This is a genomic window from Arthrobacter sp. zg-Y1143, assembly GCF_030125565.1.
In the GTDB taxonomy this organism is placed as follows: Bacteria; Actinomycetota; Actinomycetes; order Actinomycetales; family Micrococcaceae; genus Arthrobacter_B.
The window spans coordinates 172,920-195,167 of the sequence record NZ_JASKLW010000004.1; the positions used below are offsets into that span (position 1 = coordinate 172,920).

At 64.1% G+C, this 22,248-nt stretch carries 31 protein-coding genes; 30 read left to right on the top strand and 1 reads right to left on the bottom strand.

Going from position 1 to position 22,248, the window contains the following annotated elements:
• Positions 1-3 precede the first annotated feature (3 nt).
• From rplV to glmM, 27 genes are all read left to right on the top strand, one after another.
• Positions 4-369 carry a 50S ribosomal protein L22 gene (gene rplV / locus QNN98_RS04885; RefSeq protein ID WP_227912804.1) on the top strand — a complete coding sequence of 122 codons (366 nt, stop codon included), beginning with the start codon at positions 4-6 and terminating at the stop codon, positions 367-369.
• The gene (gene rpsC, locus QNN98_RS04890; protein WP_227912805.1) at positions 370-1,212 is read left to right on the top strand and encodes a 30S ribosomal protein S3; all 843 of its coding nucleotides are present in this window, start codon (positions 370-372) and stop codon (positions 1,210-1,212) included.
• On the top strand, positions 1,213-1,629 hold the full coding sequence (rplP, locus tag QNN98_RS04895) for a 50S ribosomal protein L16 (protein ID WP_146361096.1): 417 nt from the start codon (positions 1,213-1,215) through the stop codon (positions 1,627-1,629). It abuts the gene before it with no gap.
• Between the two features lie 2 nt (positions 1,630-1,631).
• The gene (rpmC, locus tag QNN98_RS04900; RefSeq protein ID WP_283996419.1) at positions 1,632-1,961 is read left to right on the top strand and encodes a 50S ribosomal protein L29; all 330 of its coding nucleotides are present in this window, start codon (positions 1,632-1,634) and stop codon (positions 1,959-1,961) included.
• On the top strand, positions 1,958-2,263 hold the full coding sequence (rpsQ, locus tag QNN98_RS04905) for a 30S ribosomal protein S17 (RefSeq protein ID WP_146361100.1): 306 nt from the start codon (positions 1,958-1,960) through the stop codon (positions 2,261-2,263). The genes rpmC and rpsQ overlap by 4 nt, the downstream gene beginning before the upstream one ends.
• 390 nt (positions 2,264-2,653) lie before the next feature.
• Entirely contained in the window at positions 2,654-3,022 is a 369-nt protein-coding gene (gene rplN, locus QNN98_RS04910) for a 50S ribosomal protein L14 (protein WP_055239356.1), read from the top strand.
• A 3-nt stretch (positions 3,023-3,025) separates the two neighbouring features.
• Entirely contained in the window at positions 3,026-3,385 is a 360-nt protein-coding gene (gene rplX / locus QNN98_RS04915; RefSeq protein WP_227912806.1) for a 50S ribosomal protein L24, read from the top strand.
• The gene (rplE, locus tag QNN98_RS04920; protein ID WP_227912807.1) at positions 3,385-3,954 is read left to right on the top strand and encodes a 50S ribosomal protein L5; all 570 of its coding nucleotides are present in this window, start codon (positions 3,385-3,387) and stop codon (positions 3,952-3,954) included. The genes rplX and rplE overlap by 1 nt, the downstream gene beginning before the upstream one ends.
• Before the next feature lie 90 nt (positions 3,955-4,044).
• On the top strand, positions 4,045-4,443 hold the full coding sequence (gene rpsH / locus QNN98_RS04925; RefSeq protein ID WP_146361106.1) for a 30S ribosomal protein S8: 399 nt from the start codon (positions 4,045-4,047) through the stop codon (positions 4,441-4,443).
• Between the two features lie 18 nt (positions 4,444-4,461).
• A complete protein-coding gene (gene rplF / locus QNN98_RS04930; RefSeq protein WP_227912808.1) occupies positions 4,462-4,998 on the top strand; it encodes a 50S ribosomal protein L6 in 537 nt (178 codons plus the stop codon).
• Between the two features lie 2 nt (positions 4,999-5,000).
• On the top strand, positions 5,001-5,384 hold the full coding sequence (gene rplR / locus QNN98_RS04935; RefSeq protein ID WP_227912809.1) for a 50S ribosomal protein L18: 384 nt from the start codon (positions 5,001-5,003) through the stop codon (positions 5,382-5,384).
• Positions 5,385-5,413: 29 nt separating this feature from the next.
• On the top strand, positions 5,414-6,097 hold the full coding sequence (rpsE, locus tag QNN98_RS04940) for a 30S ribosomal protein S5 (protein ID WP_227912810.1): 684 nt from the start codon (positions 5,414-5,416) through the stop codon (positions 6,095-6,097).
• 2 nt (positions 6,098-6,099) lie between these two features.
• Positions 6,100-6,312, top strand: a complete 213-nt coding sequence (gene rpmD, locus QNN98_RS04945; RefSeq protein WP_227912959.1) for a 50S ribosomal protein L30 — start codon at positions 6,100-6,102, stop codon at positions 6,310-6,312.
• 1 nt (position 6,313) lies between these two features.
• Positions 6,314-6,769: a 50S ribosomal protein L15 gene (gene rplO / locus QNN98_RS04950; RefSeq protein WP_227912811.1), complete on the top strand. Its 456-nt coding sequence runs from the start codon at positions 6,314-6,316 to the stop codon at positions 6,767-6,769.
• Between the two features lie 247 nt (positions 6,770-7,016).
• Positions 7,017-8,327 (top strand): preprotein translocase subunit SecY, encoded by a 1,311-nt coding sequence (gene secY / locus QNN98_RS04955; protein WP_227925090.1) that lies wholly within the window; start codon positions 7,017-7,019, stop codon positions 8,325-8,327.
• Positions 8,324-8,896 (top strand): adenylate kinase, encoded by a 573-nt coding sequence (locus tag QNN98_RS04960; RefSeq protein ID WP_227912813.1) that lies wholly within the window; start codon positions 8,324-8,326, stop codon positions 8,894-8,896. The genes secY and QNN98_RS04960 overlap by 4 nt, the downstream gene beginning before the upstream one ends.
• A 66-nt stretch (positions 8,897-8,962) precedes the next feature.
• Positions 8,963-9,787: a type I methionyl aminopeptidase gene (map, locus tag QNN98_RS04965; protein ID WP_227912814.1), complete on the top strand. Its 825-nt coding sequence runs from the start codon at positions 8,963-8,965 to the stop codon at positions 9,785-9,787.
• A 283-nt stretch (positions 9,788-10,070) separates the two neighbouring features.
• Positions 10,071-10,292, top strand: coding sequence for a translation initiation factor IF-1 (infA, locus tag QNN98_RS04970; protein ID WP_055239372.1), 222 nt, complete (start codon positions 10,071-10,073; stop codon positions 10,290-10,292).
• An 84-nt stretch (positions 10,293-10,376) separates the two neighbouring features.
• Positions 10,377-10,490, top strand: coding sequence for a 50S ribosomal protein L36 (gene rpmJ, locus QNN98_RS04975; protein WP_012397712.1), 114 nt, complete (start codon positions 10,377-10,379; stop codon positions 10,488-10,490).
• A 200-nt stretch (positions 10,491-10,690) separates the two neighbouring features.
• The gene (rpsM, locus tag QNN98_RS04980) at positions 10,691-11,068 is read left to right on the top strand and encodes a 30S ribosomal protein S13 (RefSeq protein WP_146361124.1); all 378 of its coding nucleotides are present in this window, start codon (positions 10,691-10,693) and stop codon (positions 11,066-11,068) included.
• 65 nt (positions 11,069-11,133) lie between these two features.
• On the top strand, positions 11,134-11,535 hold the full coding sequence (gene rpsK, locus QNN98_RS04985; RefSeq protein ID WP_049829160.1) for a 30S ribosomal protein S11: 402 nt from the start codon (positions 11,134-11,136) through the stop codon (positions 11,533-11,535).
• Positions 11,536-11,716: 181 nt separating this feature from the next.
• Complete coding sequence (locus tag QNN98_RS04990; RefSeq protein WP_227912815.1) at positions 11,717-12,727, top strand: DNA-directed RNA polymerase subunit alpha; 1,011 nt, start codon at positions 11,717-11,719, stop codon at positions 12,725-12,727.
• A 65-nt stretch (positions 12,728-12,792) separates the two neighbouring features.
• Positions 12,793-13,350, top strand: coding sequence for a 50S ribosomal protein L17 (rplQ, locus tag QNN98_RS04995; RefSeq protein ID WP_283996421.1), 558 nt, complete (start codon positions 12,793-12,795; stop codon positions 13,348-13,350).
• Between the two features lie 38 nt (positions 13,351-13,388).
• Positions 13,389-14,318 carry a tRNA pseudouridine synthase A gene (locus tag QNN98_RS05000; protein ID WP_227912817.1) on the top strand — a complete coding sequence of 310 codons (930 nt, stop codon included), beginning with the start codon at positions 13,389-13,391 and terminating at the stop codon, positions 14,316-14,318.
• 306 nt (positions 14,319-14,624) lie between these two features.
• A complete protein-coding gene (gene rplM / locus QNN98_RS05005; RefSeq protein WP_146361130.1) occupies positions 14,625-15,068 on the top strand; it encodes a 50S ribosomal protein L13 in 444 nt (147 codons plus the stop codon).
• Between the two features lie 39 nt (positions 15,069-15,107).
• Positions 15,108-15,605: a 30S ribosomal protein S9 gene (gene rpsI / locus QNN98_RS05010; protein ID WP_227912818.1), complete on the top strand. Its 498-nt coding sequence runs from the start codon at positions 15,108-15,110 to the stop codon at positions 15,603-15,605.
• Between the two features lie 339 nt (positions 15,606-15,944).
• Positions 15,945-17,309 (top strand): phosphoglucosamine mutase, encoded by a 1,365-nt coding sequence (gene glmM / locus QNN98_RS05015; RefSeq protein ID WP_227925088.1) that lies wholly within the window; start codon positions 15,945-15,947, stop codon positions 17,307-17,309.
• Between the two features lie 18 nt (positions 17,310-17,327).
• Here the strand turns inward: glmM and coaA are convergent, their stop codons facing one another.
• On the bottom strand, positions 17,328-18,308 hold the full coding sequence (gene coaA, locus QNN98_RS05020) for a type I pantothenate kinase (RefSeq protein ID WP_502864578.1): 981 nt from the start codon (positions 18,306-18,308) through the stop codon (positions 17,328-17,330).
• Between the two features lie 124 nt (positions 18,309-18,432).
• Between coaA and glmS the strand changes: the two genes are divergently transcribed.
• From glmS to QNN98_RS05035, 3 genes are read left to right on the top strand one after another with little or no spacing between them, the layout of a single operon-like run.
• Positions 18,433-20,319, top strand: a complete 1,887-nt coding sequence (glmS, locus tag QNN98_RS05025; RefSeq protein WP_227925086.1) for a glutamine--fructose-6-phosphate transaminase (isomerizing) — start codon at positions 18,433-18,435, stop codon at positions 20,317-20,319.
• Positions 20,320-20,330: 11 nt separating this feature from the next.
• Positions 20,331-20,681 (top strand): holo-ACP synthase, encoded by a 351-nt coding sequence (locus QNN98_RS05030; protein ID WP_227912822.1) that lies wholly within the window; start codon positions 20,331-20,333, stop codon positions 20,679-20,681.
• A gap of 10 nt (positions 20,682-20,691) precedes the next feature.
• A complete protein-coding gene (locus QNN98_RS05035; protein ID WP_283996423.1) occupies positions 20,692-22,218 on the top strand; it encodes an NAD(P)H-hydrate epimerase in 1,527 nt (508 codons plus the stop codon).
• The last annotated feature ends 30 nt before the right edge of the window (positions 22,219-22,248 follow it).

The window sequence follows — 22,248 nt, forward strand, 5'->3', positions numbered from 1 at the left end:
GCAATGGAAGCCAAGGCAATTGCGCGTCATATCCGCGTAACGCCTATGAAGGCCCGGCGCGTCGTCAACCTTGTTCGTGGCAAGCAAGCGAATGAGGCTCTGGCAATTCTGAAGTTTGCCCCCCAGGCAGCTTCGGAGCCGGTATTCAAGGTAGTTCAGTCGGCTATGGCCAATGCACGAGTCCTCGCGGACCGTGACGGCGTGGCCTTCGACGAAGGTGACCTCTACATCAGCGAAGCATTCGTTGATGAAGGACCCACCATGAAGCGGTTCCAGCCGCGGGCCCAGGGCCGCGCCTACCGCATCAACAAGCGGACCAGCCACGTCACCGTGGTAGTCGCAACCCCTACGAACGAGGAGGAACGCTAAGTGGGACAGAAGGTAAACCCGCACGGGTTCCGACTCGGCATCACCACTGACCACGTATCGCACTGGTTTGCTGACAGCAACAAGCCGGGCCAGCGTTACAAGGACTTCGTCCGCGAGGACATCAAGATCCGTCAGCTGATGTCCACTGGCATGGACCGCGCCGGCATCGCCAAGGTTGAGATCGAGCGCACCCGTGACCGTGTCCGTGTGGATATCCACACTGCACGTCCGGGCATCGTGATCGGCCGCCGCGGCGCCGAAGCAGACCGTATCCGCGGCGAGCTGGAAAAGCTCACCGGCAAGCAGGTTCAGCTGAACATCCTCGAGGTCAAGAACCCCGAGATGGAAGCCCAGCTTGTTGCCCAGGGTGTTGCTGAGCAGCTCTCTTCCCGCGTGGCTTTCCGCCGTGCGATGAAGAAGGCCATCCAGTCCGCACAGCGTGCAGGTGCAAAGGGTATCCGTATCCAGTGCTCCGGCCGTCTGGGCGGCGCCGAAATGAGCCGTTCGGAGTTCTACCGCGAAGGCCGTGTGCCCCTGCACACCCTCCGCGCGCAGATCGACTACGGCTTCTTCGAGGCCAAGACCACCTTCGGCCGCATTGGTGTGAAGGTTTGGATCTACAAGGGCGACGTCACCGCTAAGGAACTGGCTGCACAGCAGGCTGCTGCACCGTCCCGCGGACGCTCCAACGACCGTCCGGGCCGCGGCCCGGCAGCCGACCGTGGCGACCGCGGCGGCGACCGCCGTCGTCGCAACGACCGCGGCGACAAGGCCGCCGCGCCTGCTGCAGAGGCTCCGGCCGCTGAGGCAGCTGCCCCCGCAGCAGAAGGAGGACAGGCTTAAATGCTTATCCCACGTCGAGTCAAGTTCCGTAAGCAGCACCACCCGGGTCGCTCCGGCGCTGCAACCGGCGGCACTGCCGTCAGCTTCGGCGAGTGGGGTATCCAGGCTCTGACGCCTGCATACGTCACCAACCGCCAGATTGAAGCTGCACGTATTGCCATGACACGCCACATCAAGCGTGGCGGAAAGGTCTGGATCAACATTTATCCGGACCGTCCGCTGACGAAGAAGCCGGCCGAAACCCGCATGGGTTCCGGTAAGGGTTCTCCGGAGTGGTGGGTTGCAAACGTCAAGCCGGGACGGGTTCTGTTCGAACTCTCCGGTGTTTCTGAAGAGGTAGCTCGTGAGGCACTGCGCCTGGCGATCCATAAGCTGCCGTTGAAGGCACGCATTGTGCGTCGCGAGGGTGGTGAATAGAAATGGCAGTTGGATCAAAAGAGCTGACAACTGAGCAGCTGGACGGCTTCAATAAGGACCGTCTCGTCGAGGAACTGCGCAAGTCCAAGGAGGAGCTGTTCAACCTCCGCTTCCAGTCGGCCACCGGCCAGCTGGAAAACCACGGTCGTCTGCGTGCAGTCAAGCGCGATATCGCCCGCATCTACACGGTGCTGCGTGAGCGCGAGCTGGGCATTCGTCCCGAGGTTGCCGCTCCCGTTGAGGAAGCAGCACCCGAGGCACCGAAGAAGTCCAAGAAGAAGGCTACTGAGTCTGAATCTGAAGCCAAGGTCGCTGAGGATGATGCCAAATGAGCGAAAACAAGAATGAGGCAGCAGTGACAACTGACGCAAACGGAGCCGATGCCCGCGGGTACCGGAAGACCGCACGCGGCTACGTGGTCTCGGACAAGATGGATAAGACCATCGTTGTCGAGGTTGAAGACCGCGTGAAGCACGCCCTTTACGGCAAGGTTATTCGCCGGACTTCCAAGCGCAAGGCCCACGACGAGCAGAACGACGCCGGCATCGGCGACCTCGTTCTGATCGCCGAGACCCGGCCGCTGTCTGCGACCAAGCGGTGGCGCCTGGTCGAGATCCTCGAGAAGGCCAAGTAACCTAGTAGTAAGAAGTACCGGCCGGCCAGCCGGTGTGTCCTTCGGTCCCAGCGGACCAAGGGCACGCCGGCCCCGTCCAAGCGTGAGGGGCCCCGGCCGCGTTATCGTCTTCGATTTCGCTTCCGGGGCCTTTTCGCGATAAACTTGAAATCTTGTCTGTGCGGTGCGGAAGTGTGTCCGGAGTGCGGCCCGAATCTGGGGCCTGATCCGGCCCGGCTTCCTCACCGCCGAATGAGACAAAAGCCCGATAATCTTGTTCGACGCCGTAAAGGCAGCCCGCACTGGCGTGCGGCCTGCCGGCCAGGCGTTGAGTACCAGTATTACGGGGTCCACCCATATCCGTTCCGCAAGGCTCAGTACTGAGAACCGGCGCGACGACAGGAGTAATAAGTGATTCAGCAGGAGTCGCGACTGAAGGTCGCCGACAACACGGGTGCCAAGGAAATCTTGACCATCCGCGTTCTCGGTGGATCCGGCCGTCGCTACGCAGGCATTGGCGACACCATTGTTGCCACCGTCAAGGATGCAATTCCCGGCGGCAACGTCAAAAAGGGCGACGTGGTCAAGGCCGTCATCGTCCGTACCAAGAAGGAACGCCGCCGCCAGGACGGTTCCTACATCAAGTTCGATGAGAACGCTGCAGTGATCTTGAAGAACGACGGCGACCCCCGCGGTACCCGTATCTTCGGCCCGGTCGGCCGCGAACTTCGCGACAAGAAGTTCATGAAGATCATTTCGCTGGCTCCGGAGGTGCTGTAGTCCATGGCAAAGATCAAGAAGGGTGACCTCGTTCAGGTCATCACCGGTGCAAAGGCTGAGCGCGGCGGAGACCGCGGTAAGCAGGGCAAGGTTCTGAAGGTCTTCCCCGAGAGCAACCGCGTTCTCGTTGAAGGCATCAACCGCGTCACCAAGCACACCAAGGTTGGCCAGTCCTCCCGCGGTTCCAAGACCGGCGGCATCGAGGTTGTCGAAGCCCCGATCCACGTTTCCAACGTCGCAGTCGTCGACCCGGAGACCAAGAAGCCGACCCGCGTTGGCTTCCGCACTGAAACCGTCGAAAAGAATGGCCGTGAGCGCACTGTGCGTATCCGCGTGGCCAAGGGCTCTGGGAAGGACCTCTAATGACTGAGACTGTCACCAAGATCGTTCCCCGTCTGAAGACCCGCTACGCGGCGGAGATCAAGCAGACCCTGCAGGACGAATTCAACTACTCAAACGTCAACCAGGTTCCCCGCCTCGTCAAGGTGGTCGTGAACATGGGTGTTGGAGATGCCGCCAAGGACTCCAAGCTCATTGACGGTGCGGTCCGGGACCTCACCCAGATCACGGGCCAGAAGCCCCAGGTCACCAAGGCACGCAAGTCCATCGCACAGTTCAAGCTGCGCGAAGGCATGCCGATCGGCGCGCACGTTACCCTGCGCGGCGACCGCATGTGGGAATTCGTAGACCGCTTGGTCACCCTGGCCCTGCCCCGTATCCGTGACTTCCGCGGCCTGAACGGCAAGCAGTTCGACGGCAACGGCAACTACACGTTCGGTCTGACCGAGCAGTCGATGTTCCACGAAATCGATCAGGACAAGATCGACCGCGTACGCGGCATGGACATCACCGTGGTTACCACCGCAAAGACCGATGACGAGGGACGCGCGCTGCTGAAGGCGCTCGGCTTCCCGTTCAAATCCGAAGATTAATTACTACGTAACAGGTCCGACGGACACCCGTGAGGCGACGCCGCACGGAACTCCTGCAGGAAACCGTTACGAGGGAGGGCAAGAGCCCAAATGACAATGACAGATCCTGTCGCAGATATGCTCACGCGTCTGCGCAATGCAAACTCGGCATACCACGATTCCGTGTCCATGCCCTACAGCAAGCTCAAGGCGCGCGTTGCTGACATCCTGAAGGCCGAGGGCTACATTGCCGGCTGGAAGGAAGAAGAAGCCGAGGTCGGCAAGAAGCTGACCCTGGACCTCAAGTTCGGTCCGAACCGCGAGCGTTCCATCGCCGGTGTACGCCGCATCTCCAAGCCCGGTCTGCGCGTTTACGCGAAGTCCACCAACCTGCCGCACGTGCTGGGTGGCCTGGGTATCGCAATCCTGTCGACGTCGTCAGGTCTCCTGACCGACCGCCAGGCCGCCAAGAAGGGCGTAGGTGGGGAAGTCCTCGCCTACGTCTGGTAGCAGGGAAGGGAAAGAAAAATGTCACGTATTGGACGTCTGCCCATCCCGGTTCCTGCCGGAGTAGATATCGCCATCAACGGCAACGTTGTGTCCGTCAAGGGCGCCAAGGGCGAGCTGAGCCACACTGTGCCCAGCCCGATCACGGCTTCCCTGGAAGACGGCATCATCACCGTTGTCCGACCGAACGACGAGCGTGAATCCCGCTCCCTCCACGGCCTGACCCGCACGCTGATCAGCAACATGATCACCGGCGTGACCGAGGGCTACAAGAAGGACCTGGAAATCGTTGGTACCGGTTACCGCGTTGTAGCAAAGGGTGCGGACCTCGAGTTCGCCCTGGGCTACAGCCACCCGGTTCCCGTCACGGCCCCGGAAGGCATCACGCTTACCGTGGTAGGCCCCACGAAGGTCACCGTGTCCGGTATCGACAAGCAGCAGGTGGGCGAGGTTTCCGCCAACATCCGCAAGCTGCGTAAGCCCGACCCCTACAAGGGCAAGGGTATTCGTTACGCCGGCGAGATTGTCCGCCGCAAGGTCGGAAAGGCTGGTAAGTAACCATGGCCATCAGCATCAATAAGAAGCGAAACAGCAAGAGCAAGTCTGCCCTGCGCAGCCGTCGCCAGCTGCGTATCCGCAAGCGGATTTCCGGCACCGGGGCCCGTCCCCGCCTGGTGGTTAACCGCTCTGCCCGCCACATCTTCGTCCAGGTTGTCGATGACACCCGTGGCGTAACCGTGGCTTCCGCCTCCACCATGGAAGCGGATCTGCGTGCACTGGAAGGCGATAAGACCGCCAAGGCCAAGCGCGTTGGCGAACTCGTCGCTGAGCGGTCCAAGGCCGCCGGCGTTGAAGCCGTTGTCTTTGACCGCGGTGGTAACCGCTACCACGGCCGCATTGCTGCAGTTGCAGACGGCGCACGTGAAGGTGGGCTGGCACTGTGACCGAGGTAAACAAGGAAAAGGAAAATCAGGTGACTGAAGCTACAGCTGCTGAGGCAACTGAGACCAAGGACGCCGCAGCAACCGGTACCGACGACCGCCGCGGCGGACGTCGCGGCGAGCAGCGCTCCGGCTCCGACCGTGGAGGCCGCGGCGAACGCGGTGGCCGCGGTGGCCGCGACGGCGGACGCAACGATGATAAGGACAAGTTCATTGAACGCGTCGTTACCATCAACCGCGTTGCCAAGGTGGTCAAGGGTGGCCGTCGCTTCAGCTTCACCGCCCTCGTTGTTGTCGGTGACGGCAACGGCATGGTCGGCGTTGGCTACGGCAAGGCAAAGGAAGTTCCCTCCGCTATCGCAAAGGCTGTCGAAGAAGCCAAGAAGTCCTTCTTCCGCGTCCCGCGCATCGGTGGAACCGTCCCGCACCTCGTCCAGGGTGAAGCTGCTGCAGGCGTAGTCCTGCTGCGTCCGGCTTCCCCGGGTACCGGCGTTATCGCCGGTGGTCCGGTCCGCGCCATCCTCGAATGCGCCGGAATCCACGACGTTCTGTCCAAGTCGCTCGGATCCTCCAACGCCATCAACATCGTGCACGCCACGGTTGATGCGCTGAAGCGCCTCGAAGAGCCCCAGGCAGTGGCAGCCCGCCGCGGCCTGCCGCTGGACCAGGTTGTTCCGGCCGCAATGCTCCGCAACATGCAGAAGGCAGGTGCCTGATGATGACGACTCCGAAGAACGTCGCCGTTAGCTCGGCGCGGCTCGAAATCACTCAGATTAAGTCCACCATCGGTGGTAAGCAGAATCAGCGCGACACGCTGCGTTCACTGGGCCTGAAGCACATCGGCGACTCCGTCGTCCGTACTGCAGACGCCGTGACCGTTGGCATGATCAACACGGTTCCGCACCTCGTGAAGGTTGAGGAGGCGAAGTAACATGCCCGAAGAAATCAAGACTCTGAAGGTCCACCACCTGCGTCCGGCACCCGGTGCCAAGACGGCCAAGACCCGCGTCGGCCGCGGTGAAGGTTCCAAGGGTAAGACGGCAGGCCGCGGTACCAAGGGTACGGCTGCCCGCTACCAGGTCAAGGCCGGTTTCGCAGGCGGGCAGCTTCCGCTGCACATGCGCCTGCCGAAGCTGCGCGGCTTCAAGAACCCGTTCCGGGTCGAGTTCCAGGTCGTAAACCTGGACAAGATCTCGGAGCTGTTCCCCGAAGGCGGCGCCGTGACCATCGAAGCACTGGTTGCCAAGGGTGCGGTTCGCAAGAACCAGCCCGTGAAGGTTCTCGGCTCCGGCGATATCACCGTCAAGGTTGATATCTCCGCCAACGCCTTCTCCGCCAGCGCTGCAGAAAAGATCGCCGCAGCAGGCGGATCCACCACCGAGGTCTAAGACTTCCGTGGCGGGCCTGTTTCCCTCCCCGGCCGGACGCACCGAGCGTGCCGGCAGGGGAGGGGTGCACGATCCCATGTTTCACCCCTGAACTCCTGGCGGGCCGGCGAACGGTCCGCCGGGAGTTCAGTTCTGTTTAACGCAACTACCGCGCCCCGTACGCCGTTAACGCAGTACGGGGTCGGAGCGGCTAGACTCTGTTTCTGTCACAAGTCCGCATGGGACTTTCCAAACTTCAGGAGGACGCTTGCTTAGCGCTATTGGCCGGGCTTTCCGGACGCCAGACCTGCGACGCAAGCTGTTGTTTACGCTGGGTATCATCACTATCTTCCGCATGGGTGCTTTTATCCCGGCCCCGGGTGTTGACTACGGCAATGTGCAGCAGTGCTTGGATCTGGGTGCCACCTCGGGTGGCATATATGAATTCGTCAACCTCTTTAGCGGCGGCGCCCTGCTGCAGGTTTCCATCTTTGCGCTCGGGATCATGCCGTACATTACGGCGAGCATCATCGTGCAGCTGCTGCGCGTGGTCATTCCGCACTTCCAGGCGCTGCATGACGAAGGCGCCCAGGGCCAGTCGAAGCTGACGCAGTACACCCGCTACCTGACCATCGCCCTTGGGTTGCTGAACGCAACCACGGTGGTTTCCCTGGCGCGCACGGGTGCCCTGTTCGGCAACCAGTGCCCGTACGACATCATTCCTGACCAGGGCATCGTCACGATCCTCCTGCTGATCATCACCCTGACCGCCGGAACCGGCGTCATCATGTGGATGGGCGAAATGGTCACGGAGAAGGGCGTGGGCAACGGCATGTCGCTGCTGATCTTCACCTCCATCGCAGCGTCCTTCCCCAGCGCCCTCGGCGCCATCATCACGTCCAAGGGCTGGACCGTGTTCCTCGGCGTGCTTGGCATCGGCATCCTCGTAGTGGCCCTGGTGGTCCTGGTCGAGCAGTCCCAGCGCCGTATTCCGGTGCAGTACGCCAAGCGCATGGTCGGGCGGCGCACCGTGGGCGGCACCAACACCTACATTCCGATCAAGGTCAACATGGCCGGCGTGATCCCCGTGATCTTCGCGTCCTCCATGCTGTACCTGCCCACGCTGATCGCGCAGTTCAACACCCCCAGCACCGGCTCGCCTGCCGGCTGGGTCGTGTGGATCAACAACCACCTGGTCAGCGGCGAGCACCCGCTCTACATGGCGGTCTACTTCCTCCTGATCGTCTTCTTCACGTACTTCTACGTCTCCATCACGTTCAACCCGGACGAGGTTTCGGAGAACATGAAGAAATACGGCGGCTTCATCCCCGGCATCCGGGCCGGCCGCCCCACCGCCGAGTACCTGCAGTACGTGCTCTCCCGGATCACGCTGCCCGGCGCCCTGTACCTGGGCTTTGTCGCCCTGATCCCGCTGATTGCTCTGGTCGTTGTTGGAGCCAACCAGAACTTCCCGTTCGGCGGAACGTCAATCCTCATCATGGTTGGTGTGGGACTGGAAACGGTTAAGCAAATTGACGCGCAGCTCCAGCAACGTCACTACGAAGGGTTATTGCGATGACAAGAATGCTCATTATCGGGCCTCCCGGGGCCGGTAAAGGAACTCAGGCCGCCCGGATATCGGATCGCCTCGGTGTCACGGCAATATCGACCGGAGACATCTTCCGCTCCCACGTCAAGGAGCTCACGCCCCTGGGCGTAGAAGCCAAGAAGTTCATCGACGCCGGAAACTTCGTCCCGGACAGCGTCACCAACGGCATGGTCCGCACCCGCCTGCAGGAGGACGACGTCGAGCGCGGTTTCCTGCTGGACGGTTACCCGCGCACTGTGGCGCAGGTCGAGGAATTGGACGACATCCTGGCCGGCAACGGCCAGAAGCTCGACGCCGTGCTGCTGCTGACCGCCGACGACGACGAACTGGTGGCGCGGCTGCTCAAGCGGGCAGAGCTTGAAGGCCGCAGCGATGACACCGAAGACGTCATCCGCCACCGGCTGGACCTCTACAAGCAGCAGACGGCCGACGTCGTTGCCCGCTACGAAGACCGGGGGATCGTCACCCGCGTGGACGGCCTCGGCGCCATAGACGAGGTCACGGAGCGGGTCATGGACGCGCTGAAGGACCTGCGCTGACACATCCGCCACGTGGCGAATGCCAGGCAGCGCCAAAGAGTTATCCGCTAGGAAGTTAGAAGACACATGTTCGGCCAGCCCCGGATCCAGTACAAGACAAATGAACAGATGCGCATCATGCGCGAAGCCGGCCTCGTGCTGATCTCCGCGCTTGACGCCGCCGTCAAGGCCGCCGATGTGGGCGTGAGTACCCGCGAGATCGATGCAGTATTCGCGGGGGTCCTGCGGGAAAAGGGAGCCACCTCCAATTTCCTGGGCTACCACGACTACCCGGCCACGGTCTGCACGTCGGTGAACGAAGAAGTTGTCCACGGCATCCCGGGGGACCGGGTGCTGCAGGACGGCGACATCATTTCCATCGACGGCGGCGCCGTGGTCCGCGGGTGGCACTCGGACTCGGCACGCACCGTGATTGTGGGTACCGCAGACCCCGAGGACCAGCGGCTCTCCGACGTCACCGAGGAAGCCATGTGGCACGGCATCGCCGCAGCCGCCAAGGGCAGGTTCGTGGGGGATATCGGAGCAGCCGTGGATGACTACGTCAGCGGGGTACCCGGCAAGCGGCTGGGGATCCTGGAGGACTATGTCGGCCACGGCATCGGCACCGAAATGCACCAGGCCCCGGATGTGCTGAACTACCGCACCGGCCACAACGGTCCGAAACTGCGCCCGGGAATGTGCCTGGCCATCGAACCGATGCTGGTGCGCGGGAAGATCACCACCCGCACCTTGGATGATGACTGGACCGTAATCACCGAAGACGGCAGCCGGTCCAGCCAGTGGGAGCATTCCGTGGCAATTCACGAAAAGGGTATTTGGGTGCTGACCGCGCCCGACGGCGGTGCCTCCAGGCTTGAGCCGCTCGGCGTCACACCGGTTCCCATCCCGTAGCGGGCGATCCATTGCCCATGCAGGCCCCGTTCCGGTTTGGAACGGGGCCTGCTCTCGTAGGGGAGCATCGGCTGTCCAGGCAGGATTCGGACTGGACAGGTGGAGCGATTTAACTTATGGGTCCTCTTCCCGTAGAGTTATCTGTTGGTTGTCTCTACATTCGTGCCCGGAATACCCGCCGTCGATGCCCTGTGCAGCGGGAGCGGTCTGCGGAACAGGTAGGGGAACCACAATCGAAAACCGTTCCCGGCTCAGGCCGGGGGCACAGACGTTAGCGGAGGATATGGCCAAGAAAGACGGCGTCATTGAGATCGAGGGCTCGGTCAACGAAGCCCTGCCCAACGCGATGTTCCGCGTTGAGCTGGCCAACGGCCACATTGTGCTCGCACACATCTCGGGAAAGATGCGTCAACACTACATTCGCATCCTCCCAGGAGACCGCGTTGTAGTGGAACTTAGCCCGTACGACCTCACCCGGGGTCGGATCGTCTACCGCTACAAATAAACCGCTGCAAAGACGGACGGCGGACCGGCCCAGCCGGCCTGCCCCACGTTGAAGCTCAACCCTGCAACCACGCAAAGGAACACCATGAAGGTACAGCCGAGCGTCAAGCAGATCTGCGATAAGTGCAAGGTGATTCGCCGTAACGGTCGAGTCATGGTGATCTGCGAGAACCCGCGCCACAAGCAGCGCCAGGGCTAATCAGCCGCTCTTCCGCCGAGGCCTGCAAGGGCAGCGGCAAGAGGGCCCCTTACACAGGGATCAGCCCACGCGTAGTTAATTGAATATGGCAGTGCAGCGTCAATACGCGTGACGCATACCCCCGGTACGGAGGCCGGGGACCTGGCAACAGGGACGCACTGCTTCAGACCTCCGGTAATAACCAAAGGAGAACCGCCGATATGGCACGTCTCGCTGGCGTTGACATTCCCCGCGAAAAGCGGGTAGTGATTGCGCTTACCTACATCTACGGCGTGGGCAAGACCCGTGCAGAGCAGACCCTTGCAGAGACCGGCATCAGCCCGGAAACTCGCGTCAAGGACCTCACCGACGCTGAACTCGTTCAGCTGCGTGACTACATCGAGGGCAACTTCAAGGTTGAGGGTGACCTCCGCCGTGAGGTGGCCGCCGACATCCGCCGCAAGGTCGAGATCGGCAGCTACCAGGGTATCCGCCACCGTCGTGGCATGCCCGTCCACGGTCAGCGCACGAAGACCAACGCTCGTACCCGCAAGGGCCCGAAGCGCACCGTTGCCGGTAAGAAGAAGGCCGGCCGCTAAACAGCGGTCTTACGGCCACGGCCCGAATCCGGGCCACCTAAACCAAACTCTTTGTAGGAGAAGTAATGCCCCCCAAGACTCGTGGAGCGGTCCGCAAGCCGCGTCGCAAGGATAAGAAGAATATCGCGCTCGGCCAGGCGCATATCAAGAGCACCTTCAACAACACCATCGTGTCCATCACGGACCCGTCCGGTGCTGTTATCTCATGGGCTTCTGCCGGTGAGGTTGGCTTCAAGGGCTCCCGTAAGTCCACCCCGTTCGCTGCTCAGATGGCTGCTGAAGCCGCTGCAAAGCGCGCACAGGAGCACGGCGTCCGCAAGGTCGACGTCTTTGTGAAGGGCCCGGGCTCCGGTCGCGAGACCGCCATCCGTTCGCTGCAGGCCACCGGCCTGGAGGTTGGCTCCATTCAGGACGTCACCCCGAGCGCGCACAACGGCTGCCGTCCCCCGAAGCGCCGCCGCGTCTAATCAGTCATTCGGTTCCGGTTCCCCCGGCGGGCAGGCCACTTCGGTGGCCGGCCCGCCGGAGGCCCGCCGGTCCCGGGCACGTGGCTGTTAGCCGTCCAAGACGCCCGCGGAAGACCCGTCGTCGTCGTTTCCACCATTTGTGTTGCGTCATATAGCGGATGCTCGCTGAAAGGAAATGCAAGTGCTCATTGCACAGCGCCCTACCCTCACTGAAGAAGTCGTAGCCGATAACCGCTCACGGTTCATCATCGAACCCCTGGAGCCCGGTTTCGGTTACACCCTCGGTAACTCCCTCCGTCGTACCCTGCTCTCCTCCATCCCCGGTGCCGCTGTAACCAGCATCCGGATTGACGGCGTGCTGCACGAGTTCACGACGGTTCCCGGCGTCAAGGAAGATGTCACTGAGATCATCCTGAACGTCAAGAACCTCTCGGTTTCCTCCGAGCACGACGAGCCCGTTGTGGCGTACCTGCGCAAGCAGGGCCCCGGCGTGGTGACGGCTGCGGACATCGCTCCGCCGGCCGGCGTGGAGTTCCACAACCCCGACCTGCACATCGCCACGCTGAACTCGAAGGGCAAGTTCGAACTCGAACTGACCATCGAGCGCGGCCGCGGCTACGTGTCGGCCAGCCAGAACAAGTCCGGTGACCAGGAGATCGGCCGCATCCCGGTCGACTCCATCTACTCGCCGGTCCTGAAGGTGACCTTCCGCGTGGAGGCCACCCGTGTTGAACAGCGCACCGACTTCGATCGCCTGATCGTTGACGTTGAGACCAAGGATGCCATTGCACCGCGCGACGCCGTCGCCTCTGCCGGCACCACCCTGGTTGAACTGTTCGGCCTGGCACGTGAACTCAACACCGCCGCTGAAGGTATCGAAATCGGCCCGAGCCCCACGGATGCCGCACTGGCAGCCGACATGGCCCTGCCGATCGAAGACCTCGAGCTGACCGTGCGTTCTTACAACTGCCTCAAGCGCGAAGGCATCCACACGGTGGGTGAACTCGTTGCCCGCTCCGAGGCTGACCTGATGGACATCCGCAACTTTGGCGCGAAGTCCATCGATGAGGTGAAGGCAAAGCTGGTTGAACTGGGTCTGTCCCTGAAGGATTCCCCTCCCGGGTTCGACCTGGCCGCCCGTGCCGCAGCTATTGAAGAGGACGAGTCCGAATACTCGGACGACGAGCTCTAACTGAAGCAAATTCTTGCCGGCGGGCTTTGAAAGCACCGTACGGCACCGTTTGAGGAGAAAATGTAATGCCTACACCCACCAAGGGTAAGCGCCTCGGAGGCAGCCCGGCACACCAGCGCCTGATGCTGGCCAACCTTGCCGCGCAGCTGTTCGAGCACAAGCAGATCACCACCACGGTGACCAAGGCCAAGCGTCTGCGTCCCTACGCAGAACGCCTGATCACGTTCGCTAAGCGCGGGGACCTGTCCTCACGCCGCCGCGTCCTGGCCCTGATCTCCGACAAGGGCATCGTCCACGAGCTCTTCACCGATATTGCTCCGGCAGTGGAGAAGCGCGACGGCGGTTACACCCGCATCACCAAGATCGGCAACCGCAAGGGCGACAACGCTCCCATGGCTGTCATCGAACTGGTCCTGGAACCGCTTTCGGCCAAGCAGTCGGTTGTGGCCGAGGCCAACACCGCAGCTGCCGTAGCCGCTCCGGCTCCGGTCGAAGAGTCCGCCGATTCGGCTGAGTCCGCTGAGTCTGCTGAATCAGCAGAGTCTGCCGATTCTGCTGACGAGGCAGTCGTTGTTTCCGAAGAAGCACCCGAAGCAGTCGTGGAGACCGAAGAGAAGAAGTAATTCTTCGCTGACGTCCCGGTGCCCTTAATATGGGTGCTATGACTCTTGAAAGGCCCGCCCTCCCTGAACCGGACGGCGGGCCTTTCCGCGTCCGGATGGACCTTGCCTATGACGGGGCGCCCTTCTCCGGGTGGGCCGCCCAGCCAGGCCTGTGGACCGTTCAGGGCCTCGTGGAGGATGCCCTGGCAGTACTGCTGCGCCGGCCGGTCCGTATTACCGTAGCGGGGCGGACCGACGCCGGCGTGCATGCCCGCGGGCAGGTGGTGCACTTCGATCTCACTGCCGCGGAATGGTACGGACTGGCCCGCGGAAGGGACCTGGATCCGGGCGTCTCCCTGCGGCGCAGGCTGCACGGAGTGCTGAACAAGGAGCTGACAATGGCGGCGCGGGAGGCCGGCCAGCAGCGGCGCGCAATAGATGCCCATGGCGGCGCCGTGGAGGTACTGTCGGCAGTCCCGGCCCCGGCAGGCTTCGACGCCCGTTTCTCGGCCCTCTGGCGGCGGTACAGCTACCGGATATGTGACCTTCCCGAGAACCGGGACCCGCTGTCACGGCACACCACCCTCTGGTTCAAGGCACCCCTGGACATCGGGTTGATGAACCAAGCAGCGGACGGGGTACTGGGGATCCGGGACTTCCTTTCCTTCTGCAAGCCGCGCACCGGTTCCACCACCATCCGTGAACTGCAGGAGTTCAGTTTCAGCCGCGGCGCCGACGGGGTGATCACCACCCACATACAGGCGGACGCGTTCTGCCACAACATGGTCCGCTCGCTGGTAGGCGGCTCCCTGCTCGTCGGATCGGGGGAGCGGCGTCCGCAGTGGCTCGCCGACCGCCTCGCCGCCAGGATCCGGGACTCGAAATCGCTCCTCGCGCCGCCCCATCCGCTGGTCCTGGAAGAGGTCCGCTACCCGGCAGATGCGGAACTCGCCGGCCGGGCGGAACTGACCCGGGCACACCGCGAATAGCGCCGCGGCGGGCAGCCGTCGTAAAATGAGGGCAAATCCCATATCCCGGCGCTGCGGCAGCTTTTGACCAACCTACGTAAGCAGGCTATTGTTTATAGTCGTTGTGCGTGTCCTACCTCGATAGGCCTATGCCCACGGGAGCGGCTCAGTTGCAGAGCCACCTGGCCCCGGGGAAATAGCCGAGATATCAGGACCACTGGTTACTTCAGTCCTCACCTGACCATCCGGTAACGCATAGAGAAGCTGCACTGTCCATGGCACCATGGCCAGCGCGCCACCTAAGAAGAAGAAACGAAGGCAAACACCGTGCGTACGTACACCCCGAAGCCCGGCGACATCAACCGCCAGTGGCACGTCATTGACGCCACCGACGTTGTCCTAGGCCGTCTTGCCAGCCAGACCGCAACACTGCTGCGCGGAAAGCACAAGCCGACCTTTGCTCCCCACATGGACATGGGCGATTTCGTCATCATCATCAACGCTGAGAAGGTTGCCCTCACCGGCGCCAAGCTCGAACAGAAGCGTGCCTACCGCCACTCGGGTTACCCGGGCGGCCTGTCCTCCGTCAACTACGCCGAACTGCTGGAAAAGAACCCGGTGCGCGCAGTTGAGAAGGCCATCCGCGGCATGCTGCCCAAGAACTCCCTGGCTGCTGACCAGATCAGCAAGCTGAAGGTCTACCGCGGTGCCGAGCACCCGCACGCCGCTCAGCAGCCCAAGACCTTCGAAATCACCCAGGTCGCCCAGTAGTTCTGGCCCGCCAACTAAAGAATTAATTCAAGGAGAATCGTGGCTCAGAACACTGAAGAGCTGAATGAAAACACCGAGGAGCTCACCAGCTACACCTCGGAATCCTCTGACTCGGTCCAGACCGCTGTCAAGGAACGTCCCGCCCTGACCGTCCCCGGCTCCGCCGTCGGACGCCGCAAGCAGGCCATTGCCCGCGTGCGCGTTGTCCCGGGTACCGGCAAGTGGATCGTCAACGACCGCGAGCTCGAAGACTACTTCCCGAACAAGCTGCACCAGCAGGAAGTCAACGAGCCGTTCAAGCTTCTTGACCTCGAAGGCGCCTACGACGTCATCGCCCGTATCCACGGCGGTGGCCCCTCCGGCCAGGCCGGTGCGCTGCGCCTCGGCGTTGCCCGGTCGCTGAACGAGATCGACCGCGAGAACAACCGCCCGGCCCTGAAGAAGGCAGGCTTCCTGACTCGTGACGCCCGCGTCATCGAGCGCAAGAAGGCCGGTCTCAAGAAGGCCCGCAAGGCCCCGCAGTACTCCAAGCGCTAAAAAGCGCCTACCCAAACTGCATTCGCTGGAGCGAATGCAGTTTGGGGCCCTCGGCGCTTTTTGGGGCTTGGCTCCACAAGCGCCCGGAACACTTCGTTACAGAAGCGCCGGTCAGGGTTCTATTGCACAAAAGGCAGTCGCTGCGGCGGCTGCCTTTTGTGCGTCACGGGAGCCCGCGGCAGAGGTGGGGCGGATTACCCCCACGCGTGTTTTTCGCCGCGCCGGGGGCCCTATCGGGGTGCCCGTTTCGGAGTCGGGACCGCACCGGTGGCAGAATGGGGCAGTAAGTTGCCCGTGTGCGGCTACCCGCTGTGGCTACAACCTGCTTGAGGATACGCAATGACTAGATTGTTTGGAACGGACGGTGTCCGTGGACTGGCCAATGGGCTGATTACCGCCGAAGTGGCCATGGGGCTCGCCCAGGCCGCCGCCGTCGTACTCGGCCACCGCCGCGTGGGCGAGGGTCGGCGTCCGGTGGCAGTAGTCGCACGCGACCCGCGGATCAGCGGTGACTTCATTTCCGCTGCCATGGAGGCAGGGCTGGCCAGCTCGGGCGTAGACGTCTTTGATGCAGGCGTGCTGCCGACCCCGGCCGCCGCGTACCTGGTGGCGGACCTCGGCGCCGACTTCGGCGTCGTTATTTCCGCATCCCACAATGCCGCCCCCGACAACGGCATCAAGTTCCTGGCCCGCGGCGGGCAGAAGCTGGATGACGCCGTCGAGGACGAGATCGAGGCGGAAATGTCCCGCCCCAGCCTGCGCCCCACCGGCAGCGAAGTGGGACGCATCCACCGCTTCGCCGACGCCGAGGACCGCTACGTGGTCCACCTGCTGCAGACCCTGCCCAACCGGATTGAAGGCCTCAAAGTTGTCCTCGACTGCGCGCACGGTGCCGCCAGCGGCTGCTCCCCGCAGGTCTTCGCCGACGCCGGGGCCGAGGTAGTGGTTATCGGAGCAGAGCCGGACGGCCTCAACATCAACGACGGCTACGGCTCCACCCACCTGGAGCAGCTGCAGGCCGCAGTTGTGGAGCACGGTGCGGACCTGGGCATTGCCCACGACGGCGACGCCGACCGCTGCCTGGCAGTTGACCACGAAGGAAACGTGGTGGACGGGGACCAGATCATGGCCATCATGGCCGTGGCCATGAAGGACGCCGGCAAGCTCAAGGACAACGCCCTTGTGGCCACCGTCATGAGCAACCTGGGCTTGAAGCTGGCGTTGCGGGAAGCCGGCATCGCGCTTATCGAGACCGGCGTCGGCGACCGTTACGTGCTCGAAGGCATGCGCAGCGGCGGTTACAGCCTCGGCGGCGAGCAGTCCGGACACGTGATCTTCTCTGAATACGCCACCACAGGCGACGGCGTGCTCACCGGGCTGCAGCTGGCCGCCCAGGTGGCACGCACGGGCCGCACCCTGAAGCAGCTGGCCGGCGTCATGGAGAAGCTCCCGCAGGTTCTGATCAACGTCAAGGGCGTGGACAAGTCCGCCGTCGAAAGCAATGAACCCGTCCGGCAGGCCGTGGCCCGGGCGCAGGCAGAGCTGGGGGAGACTGGCCGCGTGCTGCTGCGTCCCTCCGGCACCGAGCCGGTGGTTCGGGTCATGGTGGAAGCGGCCGACACGGGCACTGCCTCCGCAACGGCCCGCCGCCTGGCCGATGCCGTGGAAGCCAACCTGGCGCTGAACGCCGGTGCCGCCGTCTAGCTTTCCGGCCCGCCGGACCTACGTCTTACGCAGCAGCATCCGCGTCACCGAGTGGTCCGCGTCCTTGGTCAGTACCAACTGGGCACGGCCCCTCGTGGGCAGGACGTTTGTCACCAGGTTCGGTTCGTTGATCCGCTTCCAGATGTCCAGGGCGGTGGCACGGGCTTGCTCGTCCGTGAGCCCGGCGTACCGGTGGAAGTACGACGCCGGGTCCGCGAAGGCACCGCTGCGCAGCGACTGGAACCGCTGGACGTACCACTCCTCGATGTAGGACGTGCGGGCGTCCACGTAGATGGAAAAGTCGAAGAAGTCGCTCAGGGCCAGGCCCGCCCGGCCGTCCGCCCGGGTGCGTGCCGGTGCCAGGACATTCAGGCCCTCGACAATCAGCACATCCGGGCGGCGAACCACCACTTCCTCGTCCGGCACGATGTCGTACGTCAGGTGCGAGTACCTCGGCGCCCGCACTTCCTCGGCACCGCTCTTTACCGCACTGACAAAGCGCAGCAGCCGGCGGCGGTCGTAGGACTCCGGGAAGCCCTTGCGCTGCATCAGCCCCCGGCGCTCCAACTCCGCATTGGGATAGAGGAAACCGTCGGTGGTGATCAGTTCCACGTTCGGCGTTTCCGGCCACCGCCGCAGCATCTCGCGCAGCACGCGCGCCGTGGTGGACTTTCCCACCGCCACGGACCCGGCGACACCGATCACGAAGGGAGTGCGCGTGGTCTTTTCACCCAGGAACGTGGTGGTGGCGCTGTGCAGGCGCCCGGCGGCCGCGACGTAAAGGTTCAACAGCCGGGACAGGGGCAGGTAGACCTCGCGGATCTCCTCGAGGTTCAGCTGGTCGCCCAGCCCGCGCAGGCGCAGGATGTCATCCTGGTTCAGCGGGGACCGGATCTCATGTGAGAGCCGTGACCAGGTTTTGCGGTCCAGCTCAACAAAGGGAGTGACACTGCCCTCGGAGGAGTGGTCGGGAGAGGGCTTCGCATGGCGTTCTGTCACCCTAGGAATTCTGCCCTGAAGCGCCTGCATTCCCAAACGGCCGCGGCGGCGGGTCCCGCCGCGCAGCGCGGGCAGCCCGTCCGGGTTTTCAGCACTGCGACCACCTGCCGGTAGTCTTATGGGTATGTGTGGAATTATTGGATATGCAGGCCGCCCGGGTGCCGTAAGCGGTACTGAAACTGCCGGCCACGGGGCCCTCGACGTTGTGATGGAAGGCCTGCGGCGGCTTGAATACCGCGGCTACGACTCCGCGGGCGTAGCTGTCCTGACACCCCTGGGTATTGAGTACCGCAAGAAGTCCGGCAAGCTGGCGAACCTGGTGGCCGAACTCGAGGCTGCTCCGCTGCCGGCCGCCACCACCGGAATCGGCCACACCCGCTGGGCCACCCACGGCGGCCCGAGCGATGAAAACGCGCACCCCCACCTGGCGGACAACGGCCGCCTGGCCGTGATCCACAACGGGATCATCGAGAACTTCGCCGAGCTCAAGTCCGAGATGCTGGCCGCCGGCGCCGTGTTCGTGTCCGAAACGGATACCGAGGTAGCGGCGGCACTGCTCGCTTCGATCTACCGCGGCGAGGGCGGCGGGGACCTGACCCGTTCCATGCAGCTTGCCTGCCAGCGCCTGGAAGGCGCTTTCACCCTGCTGGCAGTGCACAACGATTCCCCCGGCACCGTGGTGGCAGCCCGCCGTAACTCCCCGCTCGTCGTCGGGCTGGGTGAGGGCGAGAACTTCCTGGGCTCGGATGTGTCCGGCTTCATTGACTTCACCCGCCGGGCCGTTGAACTGGGCCAGGACCAGGTGGTGACCATCACGCCGGACTCCGTGGATATCAGCGATTTCTTCGGGAAGCCCGCCGAAGGCACCGAGTTCCACGTGAACTGGGACGCTGCAGCCGCCGAAAAGGGCGGTTACGACTCCTTCATGGAGAAGGAAATCAACGACCAGCCGCAGGCAGTCGGCGACACCCTGCTGGGACGTTCCGACGCCGACGGGCGCCTGACCCTGGACGAGCTGCGCGTCAGCCCCGAGGACCTGAAGGCCGTCAACAAGATCATGGTCCTGGCCTGCGGCACCTCCGCCTACGCCGGGCAGGTCGCCAAGTACGCCATCGAGCACTGGTGCAGGATCCCCGTGGAGGTGGAACTCAGCCACGAGTTCCGTTACCGCGACCCCATCGTCGACTCCAACACGCTGATCGTGGCCATCTCCCAGTCCGGCGAGACCATGGATACCCTCATGGCCGTGCGCTACGCGAAGGAACAGGGCGCCAAGGTCCTGGCCATCTGCAATACCAACGGCTCCACCATTCCGCGTGAATCCGACGCCGTGCTCTACACCCACGCCGGACCGGAAATCGCCGTCGCATCGACCAAGGCGTTCCTGGCCCAGATCACCGCGGCGTACCTGCTGGGCCTGTACCTGGCCCAGATCCGCGGCAATAAGTTCCAGGGCGAGATCAAGGACATCCTGGCCGACCTGGCCAAGATCCCGGACAAGATCCAGCAGGTGCTGGACAACTCCGGCCAGATCAAGGACCTCGCGCATCTGATGGCAGATACCGGTTCGGTGCTCTTCCTCGGCCGGCACGTCGGTTTCCCGGTCGCCATGGAAGGCGCCCTGAAGCTGAAGGAACTGGCGTACATCCACGCCGAGGGGTTCGCTGCCGGTGAGCTCAAGCACGGTCCGATCGCCCTGATCGAGGAAGGCCAGCCCGTTTTCGTGGTGGTCCCCTCACCCCGCGGACGGGACTCCCTGCACGCGAAGGTGGTCTCCAACATCCAGGAAATCCGCGCCCGCGGCGCCAAGACCATCGTCATCGCCGAAGAGGGCGACGACGCGGTCAAGGCCTACGCCGAGCACATCTTCTACGTGCCGGAAACGCCCACGCTGCTGGCTCCGCTGCTGACCACCGTGCCGCTGCAGATCTTCGCCTGCGAACTGGCCACGGCCAAGGGCTTCGACGTGGACCAGCCGCGCAACCTTGCCAAGTCCGTCACCGTGGAATAGGGAGCTGCTGCGTGATTATTGGAATCGGCGTCGACGTTGTGGACGTGCCGCGTTTCGGGCGGCAGCTTGAACGCACGCCCGGGCTCCGGGCACGGCTGTTTGCGCCGGCGGAGCGGGAACTGAACCTCCGCTCCCTGGCGGCCCGTTTCGCCGCCAAGGAAGCCGTAGCAAAGGCGCTGGGCGCTCCGGCCGGCATGAACTGGCAGGACTGCCAGGTCCGGCTGGATCCGGCCGGTGCTCCGCAGCTGCAGATCGACGGAACCGTGGCCGCCGTGGCAGCGGGCAAGGGCGTGCGCACCTGGCACCTCTCGCTCAGCCATGACGGTGACGTAGCTACAGCAATGGTCATCGCCGAGGGCTAGGCTTTAGCGCATGATCAGTGCGTACACCGGGACGTCCGTCCGCCGTGCCGAGCAGCCCTTGCTGGCCGCCGGGCAGGGTGCCGAACTGATGCAGCGTGCAGCCTACGGGCTGTACGCTGCCACGGCCGCCGAGCTGGCTGCCCGACGCCGGATCTACGGTTCGCGCGTCGTCGTGCTGGCCGGGAGCGGCAACAATGGCGCAGACGCACTGTATGCCGCGTCCCGCCTGGCCGCCCGCGGCGCCGCCGTGACGGCATTGCTGACCTCTCAGGCAGCCCACCCCGAGGCCCTGGCGGCCGTCCGTGCCGAGGGCGGACGGGTGGCAACCCTGGACGACCACAACGCTCCCGCCCTGGTTCGGGCCGTGCAGGCAGCGGACGCCGTCATTGACGGGGTCCTGGGTACCGGCGGCAGAGGCGGTCTCCGCGGCCCGGTACAGGTACTGGCGGAGGCGTTGAACCATCGCCCGCCGGGCTCCGGCCCCTTAGTGGTGGCCTGCGACCTGCCCAGCGGCGTGGACGCCGATTCCGGGCAGGCACCCGGTACCTGCCTGCACGCCGACCTGACCGTTACCTTCGGTGCGGTCAAAACCGGGTTGCTGGCCGGACCAGGCGCGGCGGCGGCCGGCCGGATCCGCTGCATCGATATTGGGCTGGGCCCGTACCTGGGCGCCCCCGAGGCCTTCCGGCTGCAGGACGAAGACCTCCCCGGGCTGCTGCCCGTACCGGGTCCCCGGGACCACAAATACAGCAGGGGTGTGCTGGGCATCGCCGCAGGCTCAGCCACCTACCCGGGCGCCGCGCTGATGGCCACGGGAGCAGCCCTGGCTACCGGGGCGGGGATGGTCCGCTACCTCGGCCCCGACTCCGTGGCCCGGCTGGTCAACCTCACGCATCCTGAAGCGGTATGCAGTACCGGCACGGTCTCGCTCACGCACGTCCAGGCCTGGCTGGCCGGCCCCGGAGCCGGGGAGGACGAAGCCCAGCACCGGCGCGCGGCCGACGCCATGTCTTCGGGGCTTCCGGCAGTGATCGATGCCGATGCGATCGGCGGCGTGCGTCCCGGACTGCATGCCGGCGTCGTCCTGACTCCGCACGCCGGCGAGCTCACCGCGCTGCTGCGCTCCCTCGGCGAAGAGGCGGACCGGACGGGCATCGAAGCGGATCCCGTCCGCTGGGTCCGCCGGGCCGCGGAACTCACCGGTGCCACGGTGCTGCTCAAAGGCTGGGCCACGCTGGTCGCGGCGCCCACCGGCGAGTTGTACAGCCAGGCGGAAGCCACCCCGTGGCTGGCGACGGCGGGAAGCGGCGACACACTTTCGGGAATCCTCGGCGCCCTGCTGGCCACCGACCGCACGCCTGGCGCCGAACGGGAGCCGGGCCACTACGCACGGCTGGCCGCAGCGGCCGCAAGCCTGCACGGCCGGGCAGGTGTCCTGGCGTCCGCCGCCGGACCCGTGGAACCCTCGCAGCTTGGCCCGCTGATCCGGTCGCTGGTCGCGGAATTCACCCCACGGCGAAACCCAAAATTCAAGTAAACACCGCGTCTGGGGTACAAAAGTAAGCAG

What these genes read in the sequence shown, in the direction of transcription:
- rplR (WP_227912809.1), top strand. Translation starts at nt 5,001, where the DNA reads ATGGCCATCAGCATCAATAAGAAGCGAAACAGCAAGAGCAAGTCTGCC.
- map (WP_227912814.1), top strand. Translation starts at nt 8,963, where the DNA reads ATGTTCGGCCAGCCCCGGATCCAGTACAAGACAAATGAACAGATGCGC.
- rpmC (WP_283996419.1), top strand. Translation starts at nt 1,632, where the DNA reads ATGGCAGTTGGATCAAAAGAGCTGACAACTGAGCAGCTGGACGGCTTC.
- rpsK (WP_049829160.1), top strand. Translation starts at nt 11,134, where the DNA reads ATGCCCCCCAAGACTCGTGGAGCGGTCCGCAAGCCGCGTCGCAAGGAT.
- rplV (WP_227912804.1), top strand. Translation starts at nt 4, where the DNA reads ATGGAAGCCAAGGCAATTGCGCGTCATATCCGCGTAACGCCTATGAAG.
- rplF (WP_227912808.1), top strand. Translation starts at nt 4,462, where the DNA reads ATGTCACGTATTGGACGTCTGCCCATCCCGGTTCCTGCCGGAGTAGAT.
- rplP (WP_146361096.1), top strand. Translation starts at nt 1,213, where the DNA reads ATGCTTATCCCACGTCGAGTCAAGTTCCGTAAGCAGCACCACCCGGGT.
- QNN98_RS05035 (WP_283996423.1), top strand. Translation starts at nt 20,692, where the DNA reads ATGATCAGTGCGTACACCGGGACGTCCGTCCGCCGTGCCGAGCAGCCC.
- infA (WP_055239372.1), top strand. Translation starts at nt 10,071, where the DNA reads ATGGCCAAGAAAGACGGCGTCATTGAGATCGAGGGCTCGGTCAACGAA.
- QNN98_RS05000 (WP_227912817.1), top strand. Translation starts at nt 13,389, where the DNA reads ATGACTCTTGAAAGGCCCGCCCTCCCTGAACCGGACGGCGGGCCTTTC.
- rpsH (WP_146361106.1), top strand. Translation starts at nt 4,045, where the DNA reads ATGACAATGACAGATCCTGTCGCAGATATGCTCACGCGTCTGCGCAAT.
- rplX (WP_227912806.1), top strand. Translation starts at nt 3,026, where the DNA reads ATGGCAAAGATCAAGAAGGGTGACCTCGTTCAGGTCATCACCGGTGCA.
- rpsQ (WP_146361100.1), top strand. Translation starts at nt 1,958, where the DNA reads ATGAGCGAAAACAAGAATGAGGCAGCAGTGACAACTGACGCAAACGGA.
- glmM (WP_227925088.1), top strand. Translation starts at nt 15,945, where the DNA reads ATGACTAGATTGTTTGGAACGGACGGTGTCCGTGGACTGGCCAATGGG.
- QNN98_RS04960 (WP_227912813.1), top strand. Translation starts at nt 8,324, where the DNA reads ATGACAAGAATGCTCATTATCGGGCCTCCCGGGGCCGGTAAAGGAACT.
- rplQ (WP_283996421.1), top strand. Translation starts at nt 12,793, where the DNA reads ATGCCTACACCCACCAAGGGTAAGCGCCTCGGAGGCAGCCCGGCACAC.
- rplO (WP_227912811.1), top strand. Translation starts at nt 6,314, where the DNA reads ATGCCCGAAGAAATCAAGACTCTGAAGGTCCACCACCTGCGTCCGGCA.
- rpmD (WP_227912959.1), top strand. Translation starts at nt 6,100, where the DNA reads ATGACGACTCCGAAGAACGTCGCCGTTAGCTCGGCGCGGCTCGAAATC.
- rpsM (WP_146361124.1), top strand. Translation starts at nt 10,691, where the DNA reads ATGGCACGTCTCGCTGGCGTTGACATTCCCCGCGAAAAGCGGGTAGTG.
- rplE (WP_227912807.1), top strand. Translation starts at nt 3,385, where the DNA reads ATGACTGAGACTGTCACCAAGATCGTTCCCCGTCTGAAGACCCGCTAC.
- glmS (WP_227925086.1), top strand. Translation starts at nt 18,433, where the DNA reads ATGTGTGGAATTATTGGATATGCAGGCCGCCCGGGTGCCGTAAGCGGT.
- rpmJ (WP_012397712.1), top strand. Translation starts at nt 10,377, where the DNA reads ATGAAGGTACAGCCGAGCGTCAAGCAGATCTGCGATAAGTGCAAGGTG.